17 protein-coding genes and 1 riboswitch are annotated in these 19,273 nt (G+C 42.5%); of the genes, 9 read left to right on the forward strand and 8 right to left on the reverse strand.

All coding sequences use genetic code 11. The features are described from left to right. The 5 genes from J8L97_RS08285 to dapA all read right to left on the reverse strand — a co-directional run bounded on the left by J8L97_RS08285 (position 1) and on the right by dapA (position 5,188). Positions 1-1,026: a phospholipase A gene (locus J8L97_RS08285; RefSeq protein ID WP_211048778.1), complete on the reverse strand. Its 1,026-nt coding sequence runs from the start codon at positions 1,024-1,026 to the stop codon at positions 1-3. A 199-nt stretch (positions 1,027-1,225) separates the two neighbouring features. Then, positions 1,226-2,338: a succinylglutamate desuccinylase/aspartoacylase family protein gene (locus J8L97_RS08290; protein WP_211048721.1), complete on the reverse strand. Its 1,113-nt coding sequence runs from the start codon at positions 2,336-2,338 to the stop codon at positions 1,226-1,228. A 9-nt stretch (positions 2,339-2,347) separates the two neighbouring features. Next, complete coding sequence (locus J8L97_RS08295; RefSeq protein WP_211048723.1) at positions 2,348-3,553, reverse strand: PLP-dependent decarboxylase; 1,206 nt, start codon at positions 3,551-3,553, stop codon at positions 2,348-2,350. Then, positions 3,553-4,293 (reverse strand): 2,3,4,5-tetrahydropyridine-2,6-dicarboxylate N-succinyltransferase, encoded by a 741-nt coding sequence (locus J8L97_RS08300; RefSeq protein WP_211048725.1) that lies wholly within the window; start codon positions 4,291-4,293, stop codon positions 3,553-3,555. Before J8L97_RS08300 ends, J8L97_RS08295 begins: the two co-directional genes overlap by 1 nt. A 10-nt stretch (positions 4,294-4,303) precedes the next feature. Next, positions 4,304-5,188: a 4-hydroxy-tetrahydrodipicolinate synthase gene (dapA, locus tag J8L97_RS08305; protein ID WP_211048727.1), complete on the reverse strand. Its 885-nt coding sequence runs from the start codon at positions 5,186-5,188 to the stop codon at positions 4,304-4,306. A gap of 112 nt (positions 5,189-5,300) precedes the next feature. Then, a riboswitch (Lysine riboswitch) is annotated at positions 5,301-5,508 on the reverse strand. A gap of 150 nt (positions 5,509-5,658) precedes the next feature. On the opposite strand from dapA, the gene J8L97_RS08310 reads away from it, so the two are divergent. After that, complete coding sequence (locus J8L97_RS08310) at positions 5,659-7,371, forward strand: response regulator (RefSeq protein WP_211048729.1); 1,713 nt, start codon at positions 5,659-5,661, stop codon at positions 7,369-7,371. On the opposite strand, the gene J8L97_RS08315 is transcribed toward J8L97_RS08310, so the two are convergent. Then, positions 7,365-7,997: a hypothetical protein gene (locus tag J8L97_RS08315; protein WP_211048731.1), complete on the reverse strand. Its 633-nt coding sequence runs from the start codon at positions 7,995-7,997 to the stop codon at positions 7,365-7,367. The two genes, J8L97_RS08310 and J8L97_RS08315, sit on opposite strands and share 7 nt — an antisense overlap. A gap of 140 nt (positions 7,998-8,137) precedes the next feature. Then, complete coding sequence (locus tag J8L97_RS08320) at positions 8,138-9,028, reverse strand: TraB/GumN family protein (protein WP_211048733.1); 891 nt, start codon at positions 9,026-9,028, stop codon at positions 8,138-8,140. 519 nt (positions 9,029-9,547) lie between these two features. Between J8L97_RS08320 and ilvG the strand changes: the two genes are divergently transcribed. The 8 genes from ilvG to can all read left to right on the forward strand — a co-directional run bounded on the left by ilvG (position 9,548) and on the right by can (position 18,927). After that, positions 9,548-11,197, forward strand: coding sequence for an acetolactate synthase 2 catalytic subunit (gene ilvG / locus J8L97_RS08325; RefSeq protein WP_210995779.1), 1,650 nt, complete (start codon positions 9,548-9,550; stop codon positions 11,195-11,197). Then, positions 11,194-11,436 (forward strand): acetolactate synthase 2 small subunit, encoded by a 243-nt coding sequence (ilvM, locus tag J8L97_RS08330; RefSeq protein WP_192508933.1) that lies wholly within the window; start codon positions 11,194-11,196, stop codon positions 11,434-11,436. Before ilvG ends, ilvM begins: the two co-directional genes overlap by 4 nt. 34 nt (positions 11,437-11,470) lie before the next feature. Then, positions 11,471-12,394, forward strand: coding sequence for a branched-chain amino acid transaminase (locus J8L97_RS08335; protein WP_192508932.1), 924 nt, complete (start codon positions 11,471-11,473; stop codon positions 12,392-12,394). A gap of 99 nt (positions 12,395-12,493) precedes the next feature. Further along, complete coding sequence (gene ilvD / locus J8L97_RS08340) at positions 12,494-14,350, forward strand: dihydroxy-acid dehydratase (protein ID WP_210995778.1); 1,857 nt, start codon at positions 12,494-12,496, stop codon at positions 14,348-14,350. 2 nt (positions 14,351-14,352) lie between these two features. Further along, the gene (gene ilvA / locus J8L97_RS08345; RefSeq protein ID WP_211048734.1) at positions 14,353-15,894 is read left to right on the forward strand and encodes a threonine ammonia-lyase, biosynthetic; all 1,542 of its coding nucleotides are present in this window, start codon (positions 14,353-14,355) and stop codon (positions 15,892-15,894) included. A gap of 64 nt (positions 15,895-15,958) precedes the next feature. Further along, the gene (locus J8L97_RS08350) at positions 15,959-17,053 is read left to right on the forward strand and encodes an ABC transporter substrate-binding protein (RefSeq protein WP_211048736.1); all 1,095 of its coding nucleotides are present in this window, start codon (positions 15,959-15,961) and stop codon (positions 17,051-17,053) included. 26 nt (positions 17,054-17,079) lie between these two features. Next, complete coding sequence (locus J8L97_RS08355) at positions 17,080-18,258, forward strand: methyltransferase (RefSeq protein ID WP_211048738.1); 1,179 nt, start codon at positions 17,080-17,082, stop codon at positions 18,256-18,258. A gap of 12 nt (positions 18,259-18,270) precedes the next feature. Beyond that, a complete protein-coding gene (gene can / locus J8L97_RS08360; RefSeq protein WP_192508927.1) occupies positions 18,271-18,927 on the forward strand; it encodes a carbonate dehydratase in 657 nt (218 codons plus the stop codon). A gap of 1 nt (position 18,928) precedes the next feature. Here can and ubiK read toward each other — a convergent pair whose 3' ends face one another. Further along, on the reverse strand, positions 18,929-19,192 hold the full coding sequence (ubiK, locus tag J8L97_RS08365) for a ubiquinone biosynthesis accessory factor UbiK (RefSeq protein ID WP_211048740.1): 264 nt from the start codon (positions 19,190-19,192) through the stop codon (positions 18,929-18,931). Between the last annotated feature and the right edge of the window lie 81 nt (positions 19,193-19,273).

Consider the following 19,273-nt stretch of genomic DNA (forward strand, 5'->3'; position numbering starts at 1 on the left):
TTATAAAATATCGGTAAGCAGTATACCCACCCCAAATCGTTGAATGTCTGCGTTATAGTCAATCAAGCTTTCACCGTAGCCATTAAAGTATTGTGCGTAGCCTCGTAACTTTCCCCAGATAGGGAATGACCAGTCAATTTGTAGAGCGCCCCGATTGTCACTGTTAAGGTTATTCCGCGCAGTAAAGCCAAATTCATGCTCTTTATATCTATACACCCCACTAAGCTCGAAGTAACCCATATATTTATGAATATCTGGATTGTCGTCTCCTTTGGCCGTTAGTACATCAGTTTTACGCTCTTCTGGCAGTCGATACCAAGGTTTGAAACTGAAGACAAAACCATTATTTTCCCAGATGAAATTTGCATAAATACGGTTCCAAGAACGTGAATTAGGTTGACTTCTACCATTAGATTGGTGAGAGATACCTAACACTATCGCCATTTCATCACCCCAAAGGACATTTTCATCATCTAGGAAGTTAACCCAGAATAGTTCTGGTTCATAATTGGTTTCACGAAACGGTGAAGAGATATCTTTGTTATAAAGCTGCCAGTAAGATTGTAAAGTGAAGCCCATATAAATGGCTTGGTCACTATCGGAAAAATCGCTATAAAGTGGTATTTTAAGAGACAGTTGATATTTCGCTTCAAAGTTATCAAGCGGCTCACCCGCTTCCGTATCAATATTCTTAAGACCATCGAAAGGGCGATTATTAGGGTTGCTTATGTAGGATACAGGCAAAATATAGTTACGGTGATGTGGTGTAAGTACATTACGGTTTTTTTCACCGACTCGCTCTCGCGCTACGCGCTTATCTAAAGAACTGAGCTGTTTTGCGGCATCCAGCTTAGCGCATCGAGTCCTCAGTTGCTCAATTGTTTGCTTTTTATCGCCACCAATAATTTCATTCAGAATGCATTGCTTAACTAGATCAATCTCATCGTTGTTTGCAGGTGTCTCAGCGAGAGTTGTAAATGAAAGCCCTGAAAGTAAAGTACCAAAAACAAGTGAACGCAGTTCCATAGTGTATTGTTTCATAGAATATTATTGAAGTGACAATTATACACCGCTTTATATTAAATGAGGATGAATAACTGCTGTTTAGGTTTGGGGTCAAGTATGCTAGTTAGCGGATCTGAATGGAAAAAGGTTGGCGGCATCGCCGCCATTCCTTAGTAAGCAGGTTGATACCAGCTTACTCTCACGCAATATTGTGATTGAGCTATAGCTCAAAGTAATTAGTAAAGAACTTATACAATTCAGTTCCTTGATTGACGCTTGCTGATGCAAAATGCAAGATAGCAATGGCATCTTTATCTAAAGTGATGCTGTGCAAAGGTTGCTCCGACAGGTAACGCTCCATGCGCAAAATATGAGCGATTGTGTCACCTGCTTTTATATGGCTGCCCAGTACCGCTGTGTATTCAACCATGCCACCCATTGGTGCATAGTAGGCTAGGTAATCTTGCAGCATACAACCGTAGCGGACCATTGCTTGTGGTTTAAATGGCGAGTTTAGCAACGCTTCTTTATAGCTTAAGTAGCTGAGTAGACTTGCTGCATCTGCTTTGGCTTCGGTTAAGTCAATTTTTTCTTGAGAGCCAAGTTCAACAGTGAATGCTTCAACTAAAACAGGTATATCTCGCCCCTGTTTTTTATAGGCTTCATTCAATGCCCACCACGGACAAAAACTGGCTTCATCAAGTGCTCCATCAAAGTCGTTGGGAATGAGCAGCACATGGGGAATATTAAAGTAACTGGCACTCGCCTTGGCATATTCTGGGCAATATAGATGTTTAGATGAAATAGGCCCAGTGTGTAAGTCCAGTACAATGTCTGCTTCATGGGCTAAGCGTTGTAGGTTTAAAGCTATGCGTTTACCGGTATTTATACTGTATGCTGGCCCATCAAGCATAGCTTGTGTCGCTTGTACTAAAGCTGCTGAAAACTGGTTTTTAATTTCGCTTAAGGAGCTGTCGAGATGTTCAGCAACAAAGGTATCCACTAATGGTAGATGACTTTGATACATGCGATTCCAATTGGTGCCTGTAATTGGGTCAAAGCGGCCTAGCGTAAATTCCCCAGACTTTTGGTTACATCCAATAGGGTTGGCGTAAGGGACTAACGTAATATCACCAGCCAATGTCTGTTGTTGCAACTGTTCTAGTAATTGATAAATAACGGCATTGCCTTGCACTTCTGCACCATGCATATTGGCCTGAATATAGACGCGTGGGCCGGTACCATTGCCTTTTAAACGATACACTGGAATCGTTAATGGTAGCCCGTTTGCTATTTCACCCACTTGAATATTTTCTTGCTTAATTGGGGTCATATTGGCTCCTTATCTTAAATAATCACTGGCATGCTGCATAGCTCTGACGTGGCATATTTTGCCGTGCTCAATCACATACTCAGCTGGTAATTCATGACATAAAAAGTAGGGCATACTTTCTGTAAAGCCATACGCGCCACATTGGCTGAATACCAACCAGTCTTGCTCGTGTATATCTTTAGGTAACGTGTGATAGCCTAAATTATCTAAGGCTGTGCATAACGGGCCATGGAGCACATAGCTGCGAGATGCTGCGCTTGAATTACGTAGTAGTTCACACGGGAATGCTTGGTTGGTTACTGCTGGACGCAACAGGTGATTAATACCCCCCGACATAATAAGTTGATGCTCATCATAGTTTTGTTTTTGTTCGACGACAGGGTTGGCATAATGACCAAACTCTCCCACAGCATATCGACCAAGCTCCATCCACAGCTCTGTTACGCCAGCTGATGCCTTAATTTGTGCGAGTGCGTCAATCAAAGTTGGCCAAGTTAACTGAGCGTCGTTTTCAGAGTAAGGGATCCCTAAGCCACCGCCTAAGTCTAATATGTCTAATTTGAAGCCCAAGTTATCGGCCAGAGCTTTTAGTGGCGGCACCATTTGCGTCCAAAGTTGCGCGAGCTTCTCAGTACTTAACATGTTGCCCCATTGGAAAATGTGCAGGCCAACAAAATTCAGGGCTTGGTATTTACTTATTTGCAACGAGTGCCATTGTTCAACGCCTAATCCAAAAGGCGTTAGGCTATCACCACCAAGTGGGTTTTTCTCACCTTCAGGCCAGCGCAGCTGTACTCTAAGTAAAATACGCAGTTGAATATCTAATTCTTCAGCAGCATCATTAAGCCACTTAACTTGATTATGGCTTTCTGCCACAAAGGTACGTACACCTTGTGACAGAAAGTGCTGGATCTGCCTTTTTGATTTGGCAGGTCCAGTATTGAGCACTCGGCTAGCATCGATACCTTGACGTAAAACTTGGTCAAGTTCACCGTTACTGGCCACATCAAAATCAAACCCCGCTTTATCTAAGGTTTGGATCACGTTAGATAAAGGATTAGCTTTAACTGCGTACCATAGCTTCACAACAGATTGCTCTGTGAGTGGTTTTAGGTGTGACAGTAAGCCATCTAAGTCATAAACAAAAAACGGAGTATGTTCTTGTTTAGTCAACTCAGTAATAGTTTGACGTAATGGTGTGCTCAAAAAAGTCATTATCGTAATACCTCTTCTAATTCTAAAGAAGCATCGCTTTGTTCATCACGATATTTGACGATAAGTGCACACGACATATTCAGGCCTTGCTCACGGCCCCACTTACTTGACGATGGTCGAGAGCCTGGAATAACAATGGCATTTTCTGGAATTGCTTCGCCTTTGTCTAGTTGACGCTCGTTGATACAGTCATAGACAGGGATCGTCGCTGATAAACGTACGCCGGGTGCCAAAACGGCCCCTTTTTTTACCACAACACCTTCAACAATCACACAGCCTGCACCGATAAATGCGTCGTCTTCAATAACGACAGGGCTGGCACCGATAGGCTCAAGTACACCACCAAGTTGGACTGCGGCACTTAAATGTACATTTTTACCTACTTGAGCACATGATCCTACTAATGCGTGGCTATCGACCATAGTACCTTCACCTATGTAGGCACCGATATTCACATATGCTGGTGGCATGATAATGGTACCCGATGCAACATGCGCACCACGGCGAACACTACTGCCACCAGGGACCATACGAACGCCTGCTTCAGCTGCAAACCCTTGTGGTGCTAAATTATGTTTATCAACAAAACCACCCGGGAATTCAATATTATTGCCATTTTTAAAAGCTTCTAAAATACCTTGCTTTATTTCGATATTAGCGTGCCAGTTGCCTTGTTCGTCTTGTGTCGCAGCACGTACACTGCCATTTTCTAAATTGTTTAATAGTTCTAACCAGCTCATAATAACTGCCTTAATTCCAAGATAAAATTGTGGTGTTTGCACGGTCAATTGCCTGAGTACACGGCAACTCTAGGTGCGTTAATGGAGGACGTAAATTAGGGGTACTAAGTTTGCCCTGTACATGCATTAATACTTTGACTGGAATGGGATTAGCCACTGAAAATAGGCTATTAACAGCATCAGTCCAAGTTGTAAACAAGTTAGGAAAAGTCCCCGCTAACGAGCGGCGAACAAACTCAGCGGTTTGCTTTGGCCAGGCATTTGCGGCCACGGATACGAGTCCAGCAGCTCCGGCTTGAGCAAAATATGGCATGAGGCCGTCATCGCCACTAAAAATAGCGAGAGTTGGATTGGCTTTTCTGAAAGCTTCAAACACTCCAATATCACCGCTGGCCTCTTTGAGTGCCCATAAATTTGTATGGTGGGCTAGATTTTTGAGCACTTGGGGTGTGATGGATACCCCACTGCGTCCAGGTACGTTGTATAACATACAAGGTAAGTCAGTGGCGCTCAGCAGGGTGTCAAACCATTGTGTTTGGCCGACTACCCCAGGTTTTGTGTATAACGGAGAGCCAAGCAACAGTGCATGAATCGGCTGGCTATTACAAAACGCCACCCATTCGGACTGATCTTGTAAGTTCATACCGCCCACAGCCACCATAATAGGGACGTCTAATTGCATGTTGCAAACAGTCTCGACAATGCACTTATGCTCAGCAGAGCTTAAGGCCAGCCCTTCACCAGTACTGCCAAGCAGGAGAATACCGTTATTTGCTTGCGCTTGTTCATTCACAAGCGAATGTAAAGTGTCATAGTCAACTTGGTTATTCGCATCAAAAGGCGTAACTAAGGCTGTCCACAACGGATAGTTGGATAAATCGTATTGTGATTTCATCTCTACCGAACTTATATCTTGTTCGGGGTCTGGAGTGAGTCCAAACTTCGAACAGTTAAAATTCGAAGAGCAATGGACTTAAAAATGACAAGGCGAGTGGCCTTATTATTTTAAGACCAGAAGCTCTCCACCAAACATATGTGCGTTGTTAATATGATTAACGCTGCAATTGGTGACAGTCGCTGGGATTCAACCCAGTCGCCCGAAATGTATACTGAGCAAATAGTATATATTTCTCGGCGTTAGTTCCCCTCCTTGTGTGTCATGGGAGTTTGCTCTCCTCAACACAAGTACCTGAATAACGCACCTCTTCCAGCCCTAGGCCAACATATTACTCGGTGAGTTTACATTGACCCTCAAATAGGGTGAGCACGCATTGAAACACTTTAGCCATCTAGGTGTCAAGTGAGGTTATGTTAGTTTTCAATTTTTACACTACACTTTATGGCAAATAGGATGGATAAGTTAATATGCGTAATATCATTAAGTCTATGCGCAGCCGTTATTTTATCGCAGTGTTGGTAATGGGGGTATTAGTCACATTGGCGGCTGCGGCGATGCAATACCTTTTGCAGCAAAAACAAGAGGATGCGGAGCTTATTAATCGTGCAGGTATGCAACGTATGTTGGCACAGAAAATAGCGTTACACGTCAATCAAATTGTTTTTTATAAAAAAGAGCAAAAGCTCACCCAGACACTTTTTACAGAGTTGGATAAAAGTGTGCGCGTATTTTCGGCCAATCATCAGATGATCCTAGGTGAAAAAGAGGGGAAATATGTATTTTTGTCTGAAACGTTAATGACATTGTATTTTGATGCGCCGGCTAATTTGAATAAACGGAGCTTAGACTTTTTAGCGTTATATGACTCTAAAACCTTCAGTGCAGAGGTGGCTATTAAGATGGCCAATGAAGCACAGGTATTACTATTTTATCAACAACAAGCTGTGCAACTTTTTGAGCAAGGTGCTAATCGTAAAGTGGCATTAACACGTTTGTTTGAATTTGTATTCTGGGTCAGTGCAATCGTTGTGCTTTGGTTAGAAGTGGTATTTATCTTTAAACCAATGGAGAAAAAGGTAAGGGATACAATCGATTCTCTTGAACTTCAAAAACAAAAAACGCAGCATGCCTTAACCATGAAAACGCACTTTCTTGCTCGTGCAAGTCATGAGTTAAGAACGCCTTTACAAGCTATTTTGGGTTTTTTAAACCTATACCGCCAAGATGGGGCGCAATCACAGCTGACACAAGTAGAGGTGTCGGCGAAGCAATTAGTTAACCAGTTGAATGCAATTCAAGAGTTTAGTCGTTGGGAGCAAGGAGATATTCTGGTGTCGGTGGTGCCTGATGATCTTACTCAAACGCTGATGCAGGCGATTTCACCCCATGAATATGAAGCACAGCGGAAAAAGATAGCATTAGAGACCGAGTTTTCATTTTCTACATCATTGGTTATTGCTTGTGATCATGAACACCTGGCGTGGATCATTGGCCAATTAGTTGATAATGCGATTAAATTCACCGAGCAAGGCAGTGTATTAATCGAGGTGTATTTAGATGAAACTCTGACTTACTTGCAGATCGCCGTAAAAGATACCGGGTGTGGTTTTTCTGGTGTTTCGCCGCTTTCAAGCAATGTGGCAGAGACACACTTTCAAGGTTTACAGCTAGGCTTGGTACGGTGTAAATGGTTGTTAGATGCCATGGGCGGAGACATAGAGTTTGAAAAGGGGCTATCTAGCGGTACCGTGGTACGGGTAAAAACCCCTATTTATCTCGTGCAAAGCCAACAAGAACAACATTGTCAACTACGGCCTTTAACTGGTTTATTAGTGGAAGATAACCCATTAAATGCAAAGATAATTAAAAAAGTACTAGAGACATTTTCAATTACCGTGAAGCATGTTGAGCATGGATTGGCAGCTGTCGATGATTTGAGTACTCATCATTATGATGTGATTTTTATGGATTTAAATATGCCGGTGATGGATGGCTTTCAGGCCATTGAATATATTCGACAAACACTGGGCTTATCTGAACCCATCATTGTTGTGACCGCAAATAGTGAACCAGTAGAATTAAATCGGGCAAAAGCGCTGGGTGCTGACGTGACCATTCTGAAACCATTAAGGAAAGAGTCAGTGCGCACAGCGCTTGAACATGTTGGGCTAATTCAATGACGTACTTTAATATTTCCAACCCCAACTTCAACCTCTAGGTTATATGCGCCTTTACCGTGATATATGGTTTCAGAGTGAATCACTTTTTTGTGATGCTGAGCTTTGTTGACTAACCCAATTAAGCTGGTGTTGCCTACACCAGACTCTAAAGATACAGAGTTAAAATCAGATACGTTGGTACCAATGCGTACCTTGCCCACGCCAACCTCAACCTCTGCGGAATTGTCAAGATCTGCAATATCAACATTGCCTACGCCTATTTCGATATCTAAGCGAAAGGCAGTTGGTACTTTTACGTGCCAATGTTGTTGCAAGTTTTCCTCATCAATTGACAGTGACAATTTATTCTGGTTGCGTTGGCTTTTTAATTTTATATCAGATAAGTTGTTGGTGTGTGGGTACCAATTGCCGTGCTGCTGCGATTTTAAAACAACTGATACTTCAATCTGCTCACCATCATAGGCGATCATTTTTAAGTTACCGACCGGTACGTCAATTTCCAGCACTTGGCTGTCTTCAATTGCAAAATACTGTTTAATGATATGATTGTCAGCGGCGTTTGCCGTGTTGATGGCTGCTAAAAGCATTAAAAGCATTAAAAGCACTAAAAGTACAATCGTCTTCATGTTCTTTACCCCAATTTATGCATTTATAGGGTGTGACGTGAAATAAGCTGAAAAGGTTTAAATCAAAAGTTGGAGGCAGGCGCTTCACTATGCCAAATGTGGGAGCGTTCAGTACATTTGGCATAATAAAGGCGTGAGTCTTATTTTACTGAAATATTGGTAATGACAAAACCGTGTTGTTGTAATTGCGCTATTAGGCCGTGTTTTTCTGGCAGGTGTAGGGCACCGACTGCGATAAATAAAGATTGTTTTGTCAGTTGCTTAGTTAACATATTAACCCAATTATTATTACGTTCAATGAGCATGACTTGCTCACTAAACCTTCCATAAGTACTGTCGTCAAAGCTTAAATTGTAGTATTTACTGAGTGTGGCCATATCACCTTGCTTCCAAGCGCGGATCAAATCTAAAAAGTAGTGCTCTATATCACCCATTTGTTTGAATGTTTCGGTTAACATACTGTCACCTTGTGCACTTAAGCGGTTAAACATGGCAAATTGCTGTTCCAGTGTCTCTAATTCAATGATGGGTTTTTGTTTCATGTTTGCATAGTTAAGCACCTGCTTATCAATGCCAAAATCATCTTTGAACCCTAATTTCTGGTATTCCATTTGTAATACTGTAACCATAACTGCCCAAGGGGCATATTGATTAAATACTGCAATATCGATTTCTTTTTCGGCTAGATACGCTTTTAATTGGGCGTAATTTTTTTTACTCAGTTGATTCTTTAAGGTGTTAGGTGGGGTGAGTAGCATAAATGGTGCTGAGCGACGTTGTATTTCAAGGGGTGATAAGTTGTTAATATTGACTTCAACAATGACAGCACTGCTGGCATCAATCGCTGTAGTGACCATCTGATTAAGCCTCTTCATTGATTCATCACCTACATGTACAGTGCCCAATAAATAGGATGTGATCCCTGACTTTTCGATTTTGTATAACGCAGGTGTTGTATGCCCGTTGTGGCTAAATAGAAATAAAAAGCCGATGATGAAAATGACGATAAGGCGAGCAGTGTAGGTTGCCATGGTATTCCCTAGAATAGATTGTGATGTATCATCATAATCAAAATACCGAGTAGATCATAAAAGTTTCATATGATTTTTTTACAGGATGAAATGTGTTGTAAATAAAATATGAACACGTCAAAACAAAAAGAAATTGTAAAATTCAGGTTTTTTTATTTGAAATATTACTTTGTGTGGATTGAAAAACCTTTGCAAAGTGTTTTTCATTGATATTAAGCATTGTTTTTATGGTTGACTTGGGTTGGGCTTCGGGTTACTAATAGAAAAAGAACAAGGCAAGTCGAGAAACAGCGATTTGTCGTTACGTAAATAATTTAATTTGGTGATATTCAGTATGCTAACAAAAGTACTAACTCTAGTCGTGATTATAAACGTGGTAATTATTATTACCGCGGGGGCGAGTTAGTGCTTTAAAAAGCATCAACGAGAAGCCCCCCGCACTGAAAAGTTCGGGGGGCTTCTTGGTTTTAGGGCTAAATTTCTTAGTGATAATTTGAACGATTGGGAATGGGGAAAATAATGACAGGCGCACAATTACTTATCGACTTACTTGCCAAACACGGCGTTCAAGAAGTCTTTGGTTATCCCGGAGGGGCAATTATGCCCATCTACGACGCCCTTTATGGTGCGCCTGTGAAGCATTATTTGACGCGTCATGAGCAAGGTGCAGGTTTTGCGGCGGTTGGTTATGCACGTAGTACAGGGAAGCTGGGAGTGTGTTTTGCAACATCAGGGCCTGGTGCCACCAATTTGATCACTGCATTGGCAGATGCAATGATGGATTCTGTACCTTTGCTTGCAATCACAGGCCAAGTGCCGACCGCAGCTATTGGCTCTGATGCTTTTCAAGAGATTGATGTTTTAGGTATGTCTTTATCATGCACGAAGCACAGTTATATGGTTGAGCGAGCTGAAGATTTAGCTGAAGTGCTACAAGAGGCTATGCATTTAGCCATGTCTGGTCGTCCGGGCCCAGTACTGGTGGATATTCCCAAAGATATCCAGCTTGCCTCGGCCCCTTTTCAGCCTTGGCTTGCGATGGAGGAGAAGTTACCAGAATTACTCAATAGTGAAGTACAAAAAGCGGAATTATTACTGTCTGAAGCTAAGCGTCCTATCGCCTATGTGGGTGGGGGTGTGCAAAGTGCTGGCGCGCAAGCCGAGTTGATGCAGTTTTTGAATAAAACTCAGATGCCAGCCGTCTCGACATTAAAGGCATTAGGAAGCGTTTTGCCTGAATATGAATACGATTTAGGTATGTTGGGTATGCATGGTGGTCAAGCCGCTAATATTGCGGTGCAAGAATGTGATTTGCTTGTATGTATCGGCGCGCGCTTTGACGATAGAGTGACCGGAAATCTAGCAAAATTTGCCGCTAAGGCAAAAGTTATTCATTTGGATATAGACCCTGCGGAAGTGGGTAAACGTAAGCCGGTAGCCGCTTCTTTGATAGCGGATCTTAAAGCCTCGATACCGGCACTTGGGTGCTTTGTCACTGATGAAGCATGGTTGAGGACAATAATACAGCTAAAGCAGCAACATGCTTGGCGTTATGACTACCCAGGTGAAAAAGTGTTTGCGCCGTATTTACTGAAAGAGCTCAGTAAGAAAATGCCAACTGATGGGGTGGTATGTTGTGACGTGGGTCAGCATCAAATGTGGGTTGCACAACATATGACGTTCAGTCACCCAAGCAATCACCTCAGCAGTGGCGGTGCTGGCACTATGGGCTTTGGTTTACCTGCGGCAATAGGTGCACAAATAGCGCGTCCACAGAATATGGTTGTGACCGTATCGGGTGATGGTTCTATCATGATGAACATTCAGGAACTTGCGACCATAAGACGCAATAATTTACCAGTGAAAATCGTTATTTTAGATAACCAACGTTTGGGTATGGTACGTCAGTGGCAGCAACTCTTTTTTGAAGGGCGTTACAGTGAGACTAATTTATCTGATAACCCTGATTTTGTGCAATTAGCGGCTGTATTTGGTATTCCCGGTCAAACTATTACTCATGCAGATGAAGTGGATAGTGCGATAGATGCGTTAGTTAATTCAACAGGGCCCTATATTGTACATGCATGTATAGACGATAAAGAAAATGTTTGGCCTTTGGTACCACCAGGGGCTGCTAATGATGAAATGATGACGGAGAAAGCGCAATGAAACATCAACTAACAATCTCAGTTAAAAATCAAGGTATTGCTGTCGAGCGTTTTCTCCGAGTTGCACGTCACAGAGGGTTTCGTTTGACTCAGTTAGAGATGGAGGGCCATGACGAATTATTTCACGTCAAAATGACAGTCGACAGTGATAAGCCGATCTATCTATTAACATCACAACTGAGTAAGCTGGTTGAAGTGCATACGGTTGATTTGCACTCATTACAGCAACAGGCAATTTAAAATTAATTATTAAGAAAAGAACAAGGTATTACAAATGACTAAAACTTCGGAATTGATTTGGCATAACGGCGAAATGATCCCTTACGAGCAAGCAACAACTCACGTACTTAGCCATGCATTACATTATGGTAGCTCGGTGTTTGAGGGAATACGTGCCTATGATACGCCGAATGGCCCAGCGATTTTTCGTTTAACGGATCATATTCAACGGTTATACGATTCAGCAAAAATTTATCGTATGGAAATTCCATTTACTGCTGAGCAGATCATTCAGGCGTGTAAAGATGCAGTGCGTGAGAATGGTTTTAAAGATGCTTATATCCGACCTTTTGCTTTTTTAGGGAATGTTGGTTTAGGGTTAAATCCGAAATCGCATTTAGCTGATGTCACTGTTGCCGCGATGCAGTGGGGCGCATATTTAGGTGATGACAGTTTAGCTGATGGCGTTGATGTGTGTATTTCATCTTGGAATCGTTTAGCACCAAATACTATGCCGACAGCGGCAAAGGCTGGTGGTAATTATTTGTCTTCACAATTGATTTCAGGTGAAGCCAAACGCAATGGCTATGTTGAAGGTATTGCCCTCGATGTCAATGGTTGTTTAAGTGAAGGCGCGGGTGAGAATCTATTTGTTATTAAAAAAGGGATACTTTACACACCACCAACAACGGCGTGTATTTTACCAGGCTTAACGCGAGATACACTCATGGAACTAGCCCGAGCAAGGGGCTATGAAGTACGTGAAGAGTCTATAGCACGTGAAGCATTGTATTTAGCTGATGAGTTCTTTATGACGGGCACAGCAGCTGAAGTTGTGCCAGTTCGCAGCGTTGACCAGATCCAGGTGGGTAATGGGAAACGTGGTCCAATTACTGAAGAGTTGCAAAAAGCGTATTTCGATTTAGTAAAAGGACAAAGTGATGACACAAATGGTTGGTTAGAGTACGTCAATCAATAGTGATAATAGCGCTCAGCCACAGTAATGTGGCTGCATTGGGAATGAGGAAACGTCGTCGTTGTACATATAGTAACGGCGCACAACATTAAAGGGTTAAGCATGGCCAAGTTAAGAAGTAAAACCACCACCGAAGGCAGAAAACGCGCAGGCGCAAGGGCGCTTTGGCGTGCAACAGGCATGACAGACAGTGATTTTGAGAAGCCAATTGTTGCTGTCGTAAATTCTTACACGCAATTTGTTCCGGGCCATGTTCATCTCAATCAGCTCAGCGAATTGATGGCGGATACCATCCGTGATGCAGGGGGCGTCCCTCGCGAGTTTAATACCATAGCAATTGATGATGGTATCGCAATGGGCCATGGTGGCATGCTGTATTCTTTACCTTCGCGCGATTTAATTGCTGACTCAGTAGAATATATGGTGAATGCACATTGTGCTGATGCCATGGTGTGTATTTCAAATTGCGACAAAATTACACCAGGAATGCTGTTGGCTGCACTGCGTTTGAATATACCTGTGATTTTTGTGTCGGGTGGCCCAATGGAAGCGGGAAAAACCCGCTTGGCCGATATTGATATCAAATTGGATTTGGTTGATGCCATGGTTAAAGGCGCAGATCCAACCGTGAGTGATGAAGACTCAGAGCAAGTTGAACGCTCAGCGTGTCCAACGTGTGGATCATGTTCGGGCATGTTTACGGCAAATTCAATGAATTGTTTACTAGAAGCGCTTGGACTGGCATTGCCGGGCAATGGTACAACGTTAGCGACACATAAAGATCGTCAACAATTATATGAAGCGGCAGGTAAGCGTATAGTTGCTCTGTGCAATGATTATTATCAAAAAGATAATGAAGCCGTATTACCTCGAAATATCGCGAATAGAGCGGCCTTTATGAATGCGATGACCTTAGATATAGCAATGGGTGGGTCATCAAATACGGTATTACATTTATTGGCAGCGGCGCAAGAAGGTGGGGTTGATTTTGATATGAGCCATATCGATGAGCTCTCTCGCAAAACGCCATTTTTATGTAAAGTTGCGCCGGCAACTCAAGAATATCATATTGAAGATGTACACCGTGCTGGTGGCATGATGGGTATGTTGAATGAATTAGCCAAAGGTGATCGTTTAGATTTAACAGTAGGACATGTTGCGGGTGGCACTTTAGGTGATGTGATCACGCGGTGGGATGCAATGGATAGTAACAATGAAAAAGCACAACTATTTTTTCGAGCAGGCCCTGCCGGTATTCGAACCACGAAGGGGATGAGTCAAGCATATCGCTGGGACACGTTAGACACTGACCGTGAAAATGGTTGTATTCGTAGCATTGAACATGCGTTTCGACTCGATGGTGGTTTAGCGGTACTTTCTGGTAATTTAACACCTGACGGCTGTATTGTAAAAAGTGCCGGTGTTGTTGACGAGATGCTTGATTTTACAGGTCCAGCCGTTGTATTTGAATCTCAAGACGATGCGGTTGATAGCATTTTGGCTGGTGAGATTAAAAAAGGGGATGTGATAGTCATTCGTTATGAAGGGCCTAAGGGGGGGCCTGGGATGCAAGAAATGTTGTATCCGACAAGCTATTTAAAATCAATGGGTTTAGATAGAGACTGTGCATTATTAACCGATGGTCGCTTTTCAGGTGGCACGTCTGGTTTATCTATTGGCCATGCTTCCCCTGAAGCGGCCAGTGGCGGCGCGTTAGCTCTGGTTGAAAATGGTGATTTGATCCATATTGATATCCATAATCGAGGTATTCATTTGTTACTTGACGAAACGCAAATGCAGGCTCGACGAGATAAGCAATTGGCACGTGGAAAAGATGCCTATAAACCATTGGATCGTCAACGAGTTGTGAGTCCTGCATTAAAAGCCTATGCGTTGTTAGCAACAAGTGCAGACAAAGGCGCTGTACGTGATTTAGCGAAGTTAGAGGAGTTAAGTTAACGATGGTTTCACAAGAGCTAGATTATTTTCGCGCTATTATTCAAGCTGATATGTCTCCACTAGTCAAGGTGACTGAATTAAGTGAAATGGGTGCACTCTCAGAACGTTTGGGGCAAAAAATCTGGCTCAAGCGTGAAGACCAACAACCGGTTTACTCTTTTAAATTACGAGGTGCATATCACAAATTACAGCAATTACCCCTAGGTAGTCAGGTGGTTACAGCATCTGCTGGGAATCATGCCCAAGGTGTTGCATTAAGTGCCGCACACCTTGGACATCAAGCGTGTATTGTGATGCCAGTGACGACTCCTGAGATTAAGGTCAATGCAGTACGTAATTTAGGTGCGAAAGTGGTGTTACATGGCCATAACTTTGATGAAGCTCAAATGCATGCGCACATGCTAACAGAACAAGAACAAGCGGTATTTGTTCCCCCTTTTGATGATAAAGATGTGATTGTAGGGCAAGGCACTGTTGCGCGAGAGTTAATGCAGCAATTAAATGAGTTAGATGCGGTATTTATTCCGGTTGGTGGCGGCGGCCTGTTGGCAGGTATGGCGGTGTACATCAAGTCGTTACGCCCTGATATTAAAGTCATTGGAGTTGAAGCGCAGGAAAGTGCATGCTTAAAAGCCGCTTTGGAGGCAGGTAAGCCAGTGACGTTATCGGAGGTGGGGAGTTTTGCCGATGGTGTGGCGGTGAAACTGATCGGCACCGAAACATTTCGATTGGCACAACAGTTTTGTGATGAAGTTATCACTGTGAGTGCTGATGAGATTTGTGCCGCGGTACAAGATATTTTTATTGCGACACGTGCAATAGCTGAACCTTCGGGTGCATTGTCCGTCGCCGGCATAAAAAAATGGAGCGAGCAAAGTAATCGTGCAGGGCTAACCTTAGCAGCTGTTTTATCTGGCGCGAATTTGAATTTTGACAGATTACGATATATTGCAGAAAGAACCGCATTAGGCGCTAAAAATGAAGCGTTATTTGGGGTGACTATTGCGGAAGAAAAAGGCAGCTTCAAACAGTTTTGTCATGATCTAGAGGGTCGTGCTATCACTGAGTTTAACTATCGATATGCCGGTGAAGGAGAAGCGCAAATTTTTGTTGGTGTTGGATTACGCGGTGGACAAATTGAATTAGACGATCTTAAAGGGCGGCTTGAAAAGAAAGGTTATGCATTAGAAGATTTGTCAGATAATGAACTTGCTAAGCTGCATATACGTTACATGGTTGGCGGCAAGCCACCTGTGTTATTGCAAGAGCGTTTATTACGTTTCGAATTTCCTGAGTACCCTGGTGCACTGGCTCGTTTTTTAGATACATTGGGAGCGAATTGGAATATCACCTTGTTTCATTATAGAAACCATGGTGCCGCGGAGGGGAATGTATTGGCTGCTTTTGATATTGCACCGAATGCATATGAGCAGTTTGATAAACACCTCTCTCAACTTGGCTACTTGTATCAAGATGAGACGAATAACCCGTGTTTTAGCCAATACCTTCAAGCTTCGGTGGAAGAAGCACGTAAGGTCGGGTAATTTGCAAAAAAGCTTTGCTTTTCTATAGTTAAACTTCGAGTTTATTGGGAAGAGTAAAAGATGTATGGCGAAAGTTTGGTTTACTTTGTCGTTTATTATTTTTTTTTGGACCTCAGGTGCTAACGGACTTGAGCCTGTTGTTCTGCAGCTGAAGTGGACACATCAATTTCAGTTTGCTGGGTATTATATGGCAGCGGAGCAGGGGTTTTATAAAGAGGCTGGGTTGAAAGTGACCATTTTACCAGCTAACCCTAGCAACCCAGATACACATTTTAAAGTGCTTTCAGGTCAGGCTCAGTTTGGCGTTACTCATTCAGGCGTGTTAAAGGCTAAAATGGATGGTAAACCATTGGTTGCGTTAGCTGCTATATTTCAGTCATCACCTTACTGCTGGATGGTAAAAGAGAGTAGTAATATATATAAACCGGAAGACTTCTTAGGGAAAAAGGTCAGTCATCTAGGAAAAGAGGAAAGTGCAGAGCTTACTGTAATGCTTGAGCGTGTCGGTATTAACATTTCAGATTTGCCATTATACGCAGGATTAAACCCATTAGAGGATTTCAAGCGGGGAATGTTTGATGCAATTCAGGTTTACGTTACGAACGAGCCGTATAAAATGCTGCAGGAAGGCGTTAAGACACGACAAATTTGTCCTAAGCAATATGGGCTGAATGTGTATGGCGATATTCTTTTTACCAGTGAAAATATGCTGGCCCATAAGCCCGAGACGGTTGAGAAGTTTAAGCAGGCGAGTTTAAAAGGGTGGCGCTATGCATTACTGAATATGCAGCACAGCATAGAGGTGATCCATGAGAAGTATGCGCGGCATAAAACCAAAGAGCAGCTGAGCTTTGAAGCGGATGAGCTTGCGACTTATATTACTCATTCCGGAGGCGCTATTGGTAGCATGTCTGAAACACGTTGGCAATGGATCGCACAATTATATAACTTGGATTTGTCTCAGTGGCGGAAGATTAAATCCACTTTTTTATATCAACATAAGCATGATACTACCGACTCATCATGGTCTTGGATGTTAGTGTTAGCTTGTGTCTTGACCTTACTATCAATACCCATGTACGGTTATTTGATGTTATTTCATAAACGAAAATATCGCATACAACAATTATCCTATCATGATAAAAACACGCTAGAATAGCGTTTTATTTTGAAATGTATGTATTCATGTCTTTGCTTAATCAATTTCAACAACTCGATACGTGCTTATCCAACACACGAGATTACTGGCAACGTGTCGCATTTGATTATTTAACACTACCATTTACAGATGAGCTAAATCATTTTTTATTAAGCTTGGATGATAGTGAAGTGGCGGTGTTGGATGCTGATCAAAATCGTTTATATGATGTGTTTTCTGAGTATATTCCACACCTGAGTAAGCTTGCTTCATTAACAGCATTACCGTACACAGAAAGGCCCCGAGAAAGCGTGCCTTTTTGGTTAAGCAATGGGATAAAAGGTCGTAAATTAATTCAGTTACAAGATTTCGTGAGCCATGTGCCTGAGCAGCAATTACCTGTATTGGAGTGGTGCGCGGGTAAAGGACACTTGGGAAGACTCATGGCACATTTAGGTGCGCCCGAAGTACATGCTATTGAGTTACAAGCTGGGCTATGTGAACAAGGTATCCACAGTGCCAAGCAACAAGCACTTAATGTCACCTTTAGCTGCGCAAATGTCTTAACCGACAATACGGTGCGGTATTTTAAAGCGCAGCAGCATGCAATAGCATTACATGCATGTGGTGCGCTGCATCAGACCTTCATACGTCGTGCAGCAGCAGGGCACTGTCAAAAAATTAGCTTATCACCGTGTTGTTACCATTTATTTACTGAGCCAACATATCAACCAATGAGTGAGGAAGTAAAGCACAGTAAATTAACTTTAAGCCACAGTGATATGAAATTAGCATTACAAGAAACGGTCACCGCACCAGATCGGATAGCCGTCGTTAGACGTAAAGAAGTGACGTGGCGTTTGGGGTTTGATGCATTACGCCGAGAATGTACTGATTCAGAGGTATATATAAGTGTTCCCTCGGTAAATAAAAGCATATTCTCAGGAGAGTTTTCCGATTTTTGCCAATGGGCTGCAATGCAAAAAAATATTAACTTACCAGCCGAAGTTAATTATGATGAATATTTACTTCAAGGCCAAAAACGCAAACGTATAACAGATAGAATAGAGCTGGTACGACATGTTTTTCGACGGGCATTGGAGATCTGGTTGGTCCTCGATAGGGGTTTATATTTACAATCAGCTGGGTATGATGTCACTCTTAGTGAGTTTTGTGAAAAGCAGCTCACACCAAGGAACATATTAATACACGCTACCCGAAAATAGAGGACTCCTGCGATGTGTACGCTCGAACACTTATTAGATAATAACCAACAATGGGCAGAGCGCGAACAAGCGCGAGATCCTGATTTTTTCAAAAAGTTACTTGGTCAACAAGAACCTGAATATCTATGGATCGGGTGTTCCGATTCTCGAGTACCGGCGAATGAAATAGTTGATTTAATGCCAGGTGAGCTCTTTGTGCACCGTAACGTTGCAAATGTGGTGGTACATACTGATCACAATTGCTTGTCGGTCATGCAGTATGCGGTTGAAGTACTAAAAGTAAAACACATTATGGTAGTCGGCCATTATGGCTGTGGTGGTGTACAAGCGGTATTGGATGAAGCGCGTTTTGGACTTATTGATAACTGGCTACGTCATGTCTCAGATATAAAAGAAAAGCATCAACATATTATTGATAATATTGCGCAAGATAAGCAGTGTGACGCATTATGCGAGCTTAATGTTATTGATCAAGTTCGTAATGTTTGTCAAACCAACATTGTTCAAGATGCTTGGCGCAGAGGGCAAAGTTTAACGATTCATGGTTGGGTGTATGGACTAGCGGATGGATTATTGCATGAATTAAATGCCAGAGCTGGGCAACCAGAGCAAATAAATAGCCAATATGCTCTGGCTGTTACACAAGTAAAGGAGCGTTACGCAAATTAATTTATTCTGCGTGTTTGTCGCTGTCTAGCTGTGCTTCTATTTCAGCGACTTTAGCTTCTAATTCGGCGAGCTTTTCACGTGTTCTGATGAGTACTTTACTTTGAATATCAAACTCCTCTCTACTGACAAAGTCCATCTCAGTAAGTTTATTTTGGATAGCTTGCTTCGTTTTTGACTCGAACGTATCTGCCAGATTTTTAACGCCTTGAGGCATGTTACTCGATATTTGTTTGGCAATTTCTTCAATTTTTGCTGGATTGATCATCTTTTTGGCCTATAAAAAGTTGCTTGTACGCATATTAGCAAATGTTCGTAAAACAACATAGCAAAGAGAAGTGTTGGGTGT

The organism is Pseudoalteromonas sp. MMG012 (assembly GCF_018100875.1).
Classification (GTDB): domain Bacteria; phylum Pseudomonadota; class Gammaproteobacteria; order Enterobacterales; family Alteromonadaceae; genus Pseudoalteromonas; species Pseudoalteromonas aurantia.

Coding starts and splice junctions, on each gene's coding strand:
- J8L97_RS08285 (WP_211048778.1), bottom strand. CDS start 1,026: ATGGAACTGCGTTCACTTGTTTTTGGTACTTTACTTTCAGGGCTTTCA.
- J8L97_RS08290 (WP_211048721.1), bottom strand. CDS start 2,338: ATGACCCCAATTAAGCAAGAAAATATTCAAGTGGGTGAAATAGCAAAC.
- J8L97_RS08295 (WP_211048723.1), bottom strand. CDS start 3,553: ATGACTTTTTTGAGCACACCATTACGTCAAACTATTACTGAGTTGACT.
- J8L97_RS08300 (WP_211048725.1), bottom strand. CDS start 4,293: ATGAGCTGGTTAGAACTATTAAACAATTTAGAAAATGGCAGTGTACGT.
- dapA (WP_211048727.1), bottom strand. CDS start 5,188: ATGAAATCACAATACGATTTATCCAACTATCCGTTGTGGACAGCCTTA.
- J8L97_RS08310 (WP_211048729.1), top strand. CDS start 5,659: ATGCGTAATATCATTAAGTCTATGCGCAGCCGTTATTTTATCGCAGTG.
- J8L97_RS08315 (WP_211048731.1), bottom strand. CDS start 7,997: ATGAAGACGATTGTACTTTTAGTGCTTTTAATGCTTTTAATGCTTTTA.
- J8L97_RS08320 (WP_211048733.1), bottom strand. CDS start 9,028: ATGGCAACCTACACTGCTCGCCTTATCGTCATTTTCATCATCGGCTTT.
- ilvG (WP_210995779.1), top strand. CDS start 9,548: ATGACAGGCGCACAATTACTTATCGACTTACTTGCCAAACACGGCGTT.
- ilvM (WP_192508933.1), top strand. CDS start 11,194: ATGAAACATCAACTAACAATCTCAGTTAAAAATCAAGGTATTGCTGTC.
- J8L97_RS08335 (WP_192508932.1), top strand. CDS start 11,471: ATGACTAAAACTTCGGAATTGATTTGGCATAACGGCGAAATGATCCCT.
- ilvD (WP_210995778.1), top strand. CDS start 12,494: ATGGCCAAGTTAAGAAGTAAAACCACCACCGAAGGCAGAAAACGCGCA.
- ilvA (WP_211048734.1), top strand. CDS start 14,353: ATGGTTTCACAAGAGCTAGATTATTTTCGCGCTATTATTCAAGCTGAT.
- J8L97_RS08350 (WP_211048736.1), top strand. CDS start 15,959: ATGGCGAAAGTTTGGTTTACTTTGTCGTTTATTATTTTTTTTTGGACC.
- J8L97_RS08355 (WP_211048738.1), top strand. CDS start 17,080: ATGTCTTTGCTTAATCAATTTCAACAACTCGATACGTGCTTATCCAAC.
- can (WP_192508927.1), top strand. CDS start 18,271: ATGTGTACGCTCGAACACTTATTAGATAATAACCAACAATGGGCAGAG.
- ubiK (WP_211048740.1), bottom strand. CDS start 19,192: ATGATCAATCCAGCAAAAATTGAAGAAATTGCCAAACAAATATCGAGT.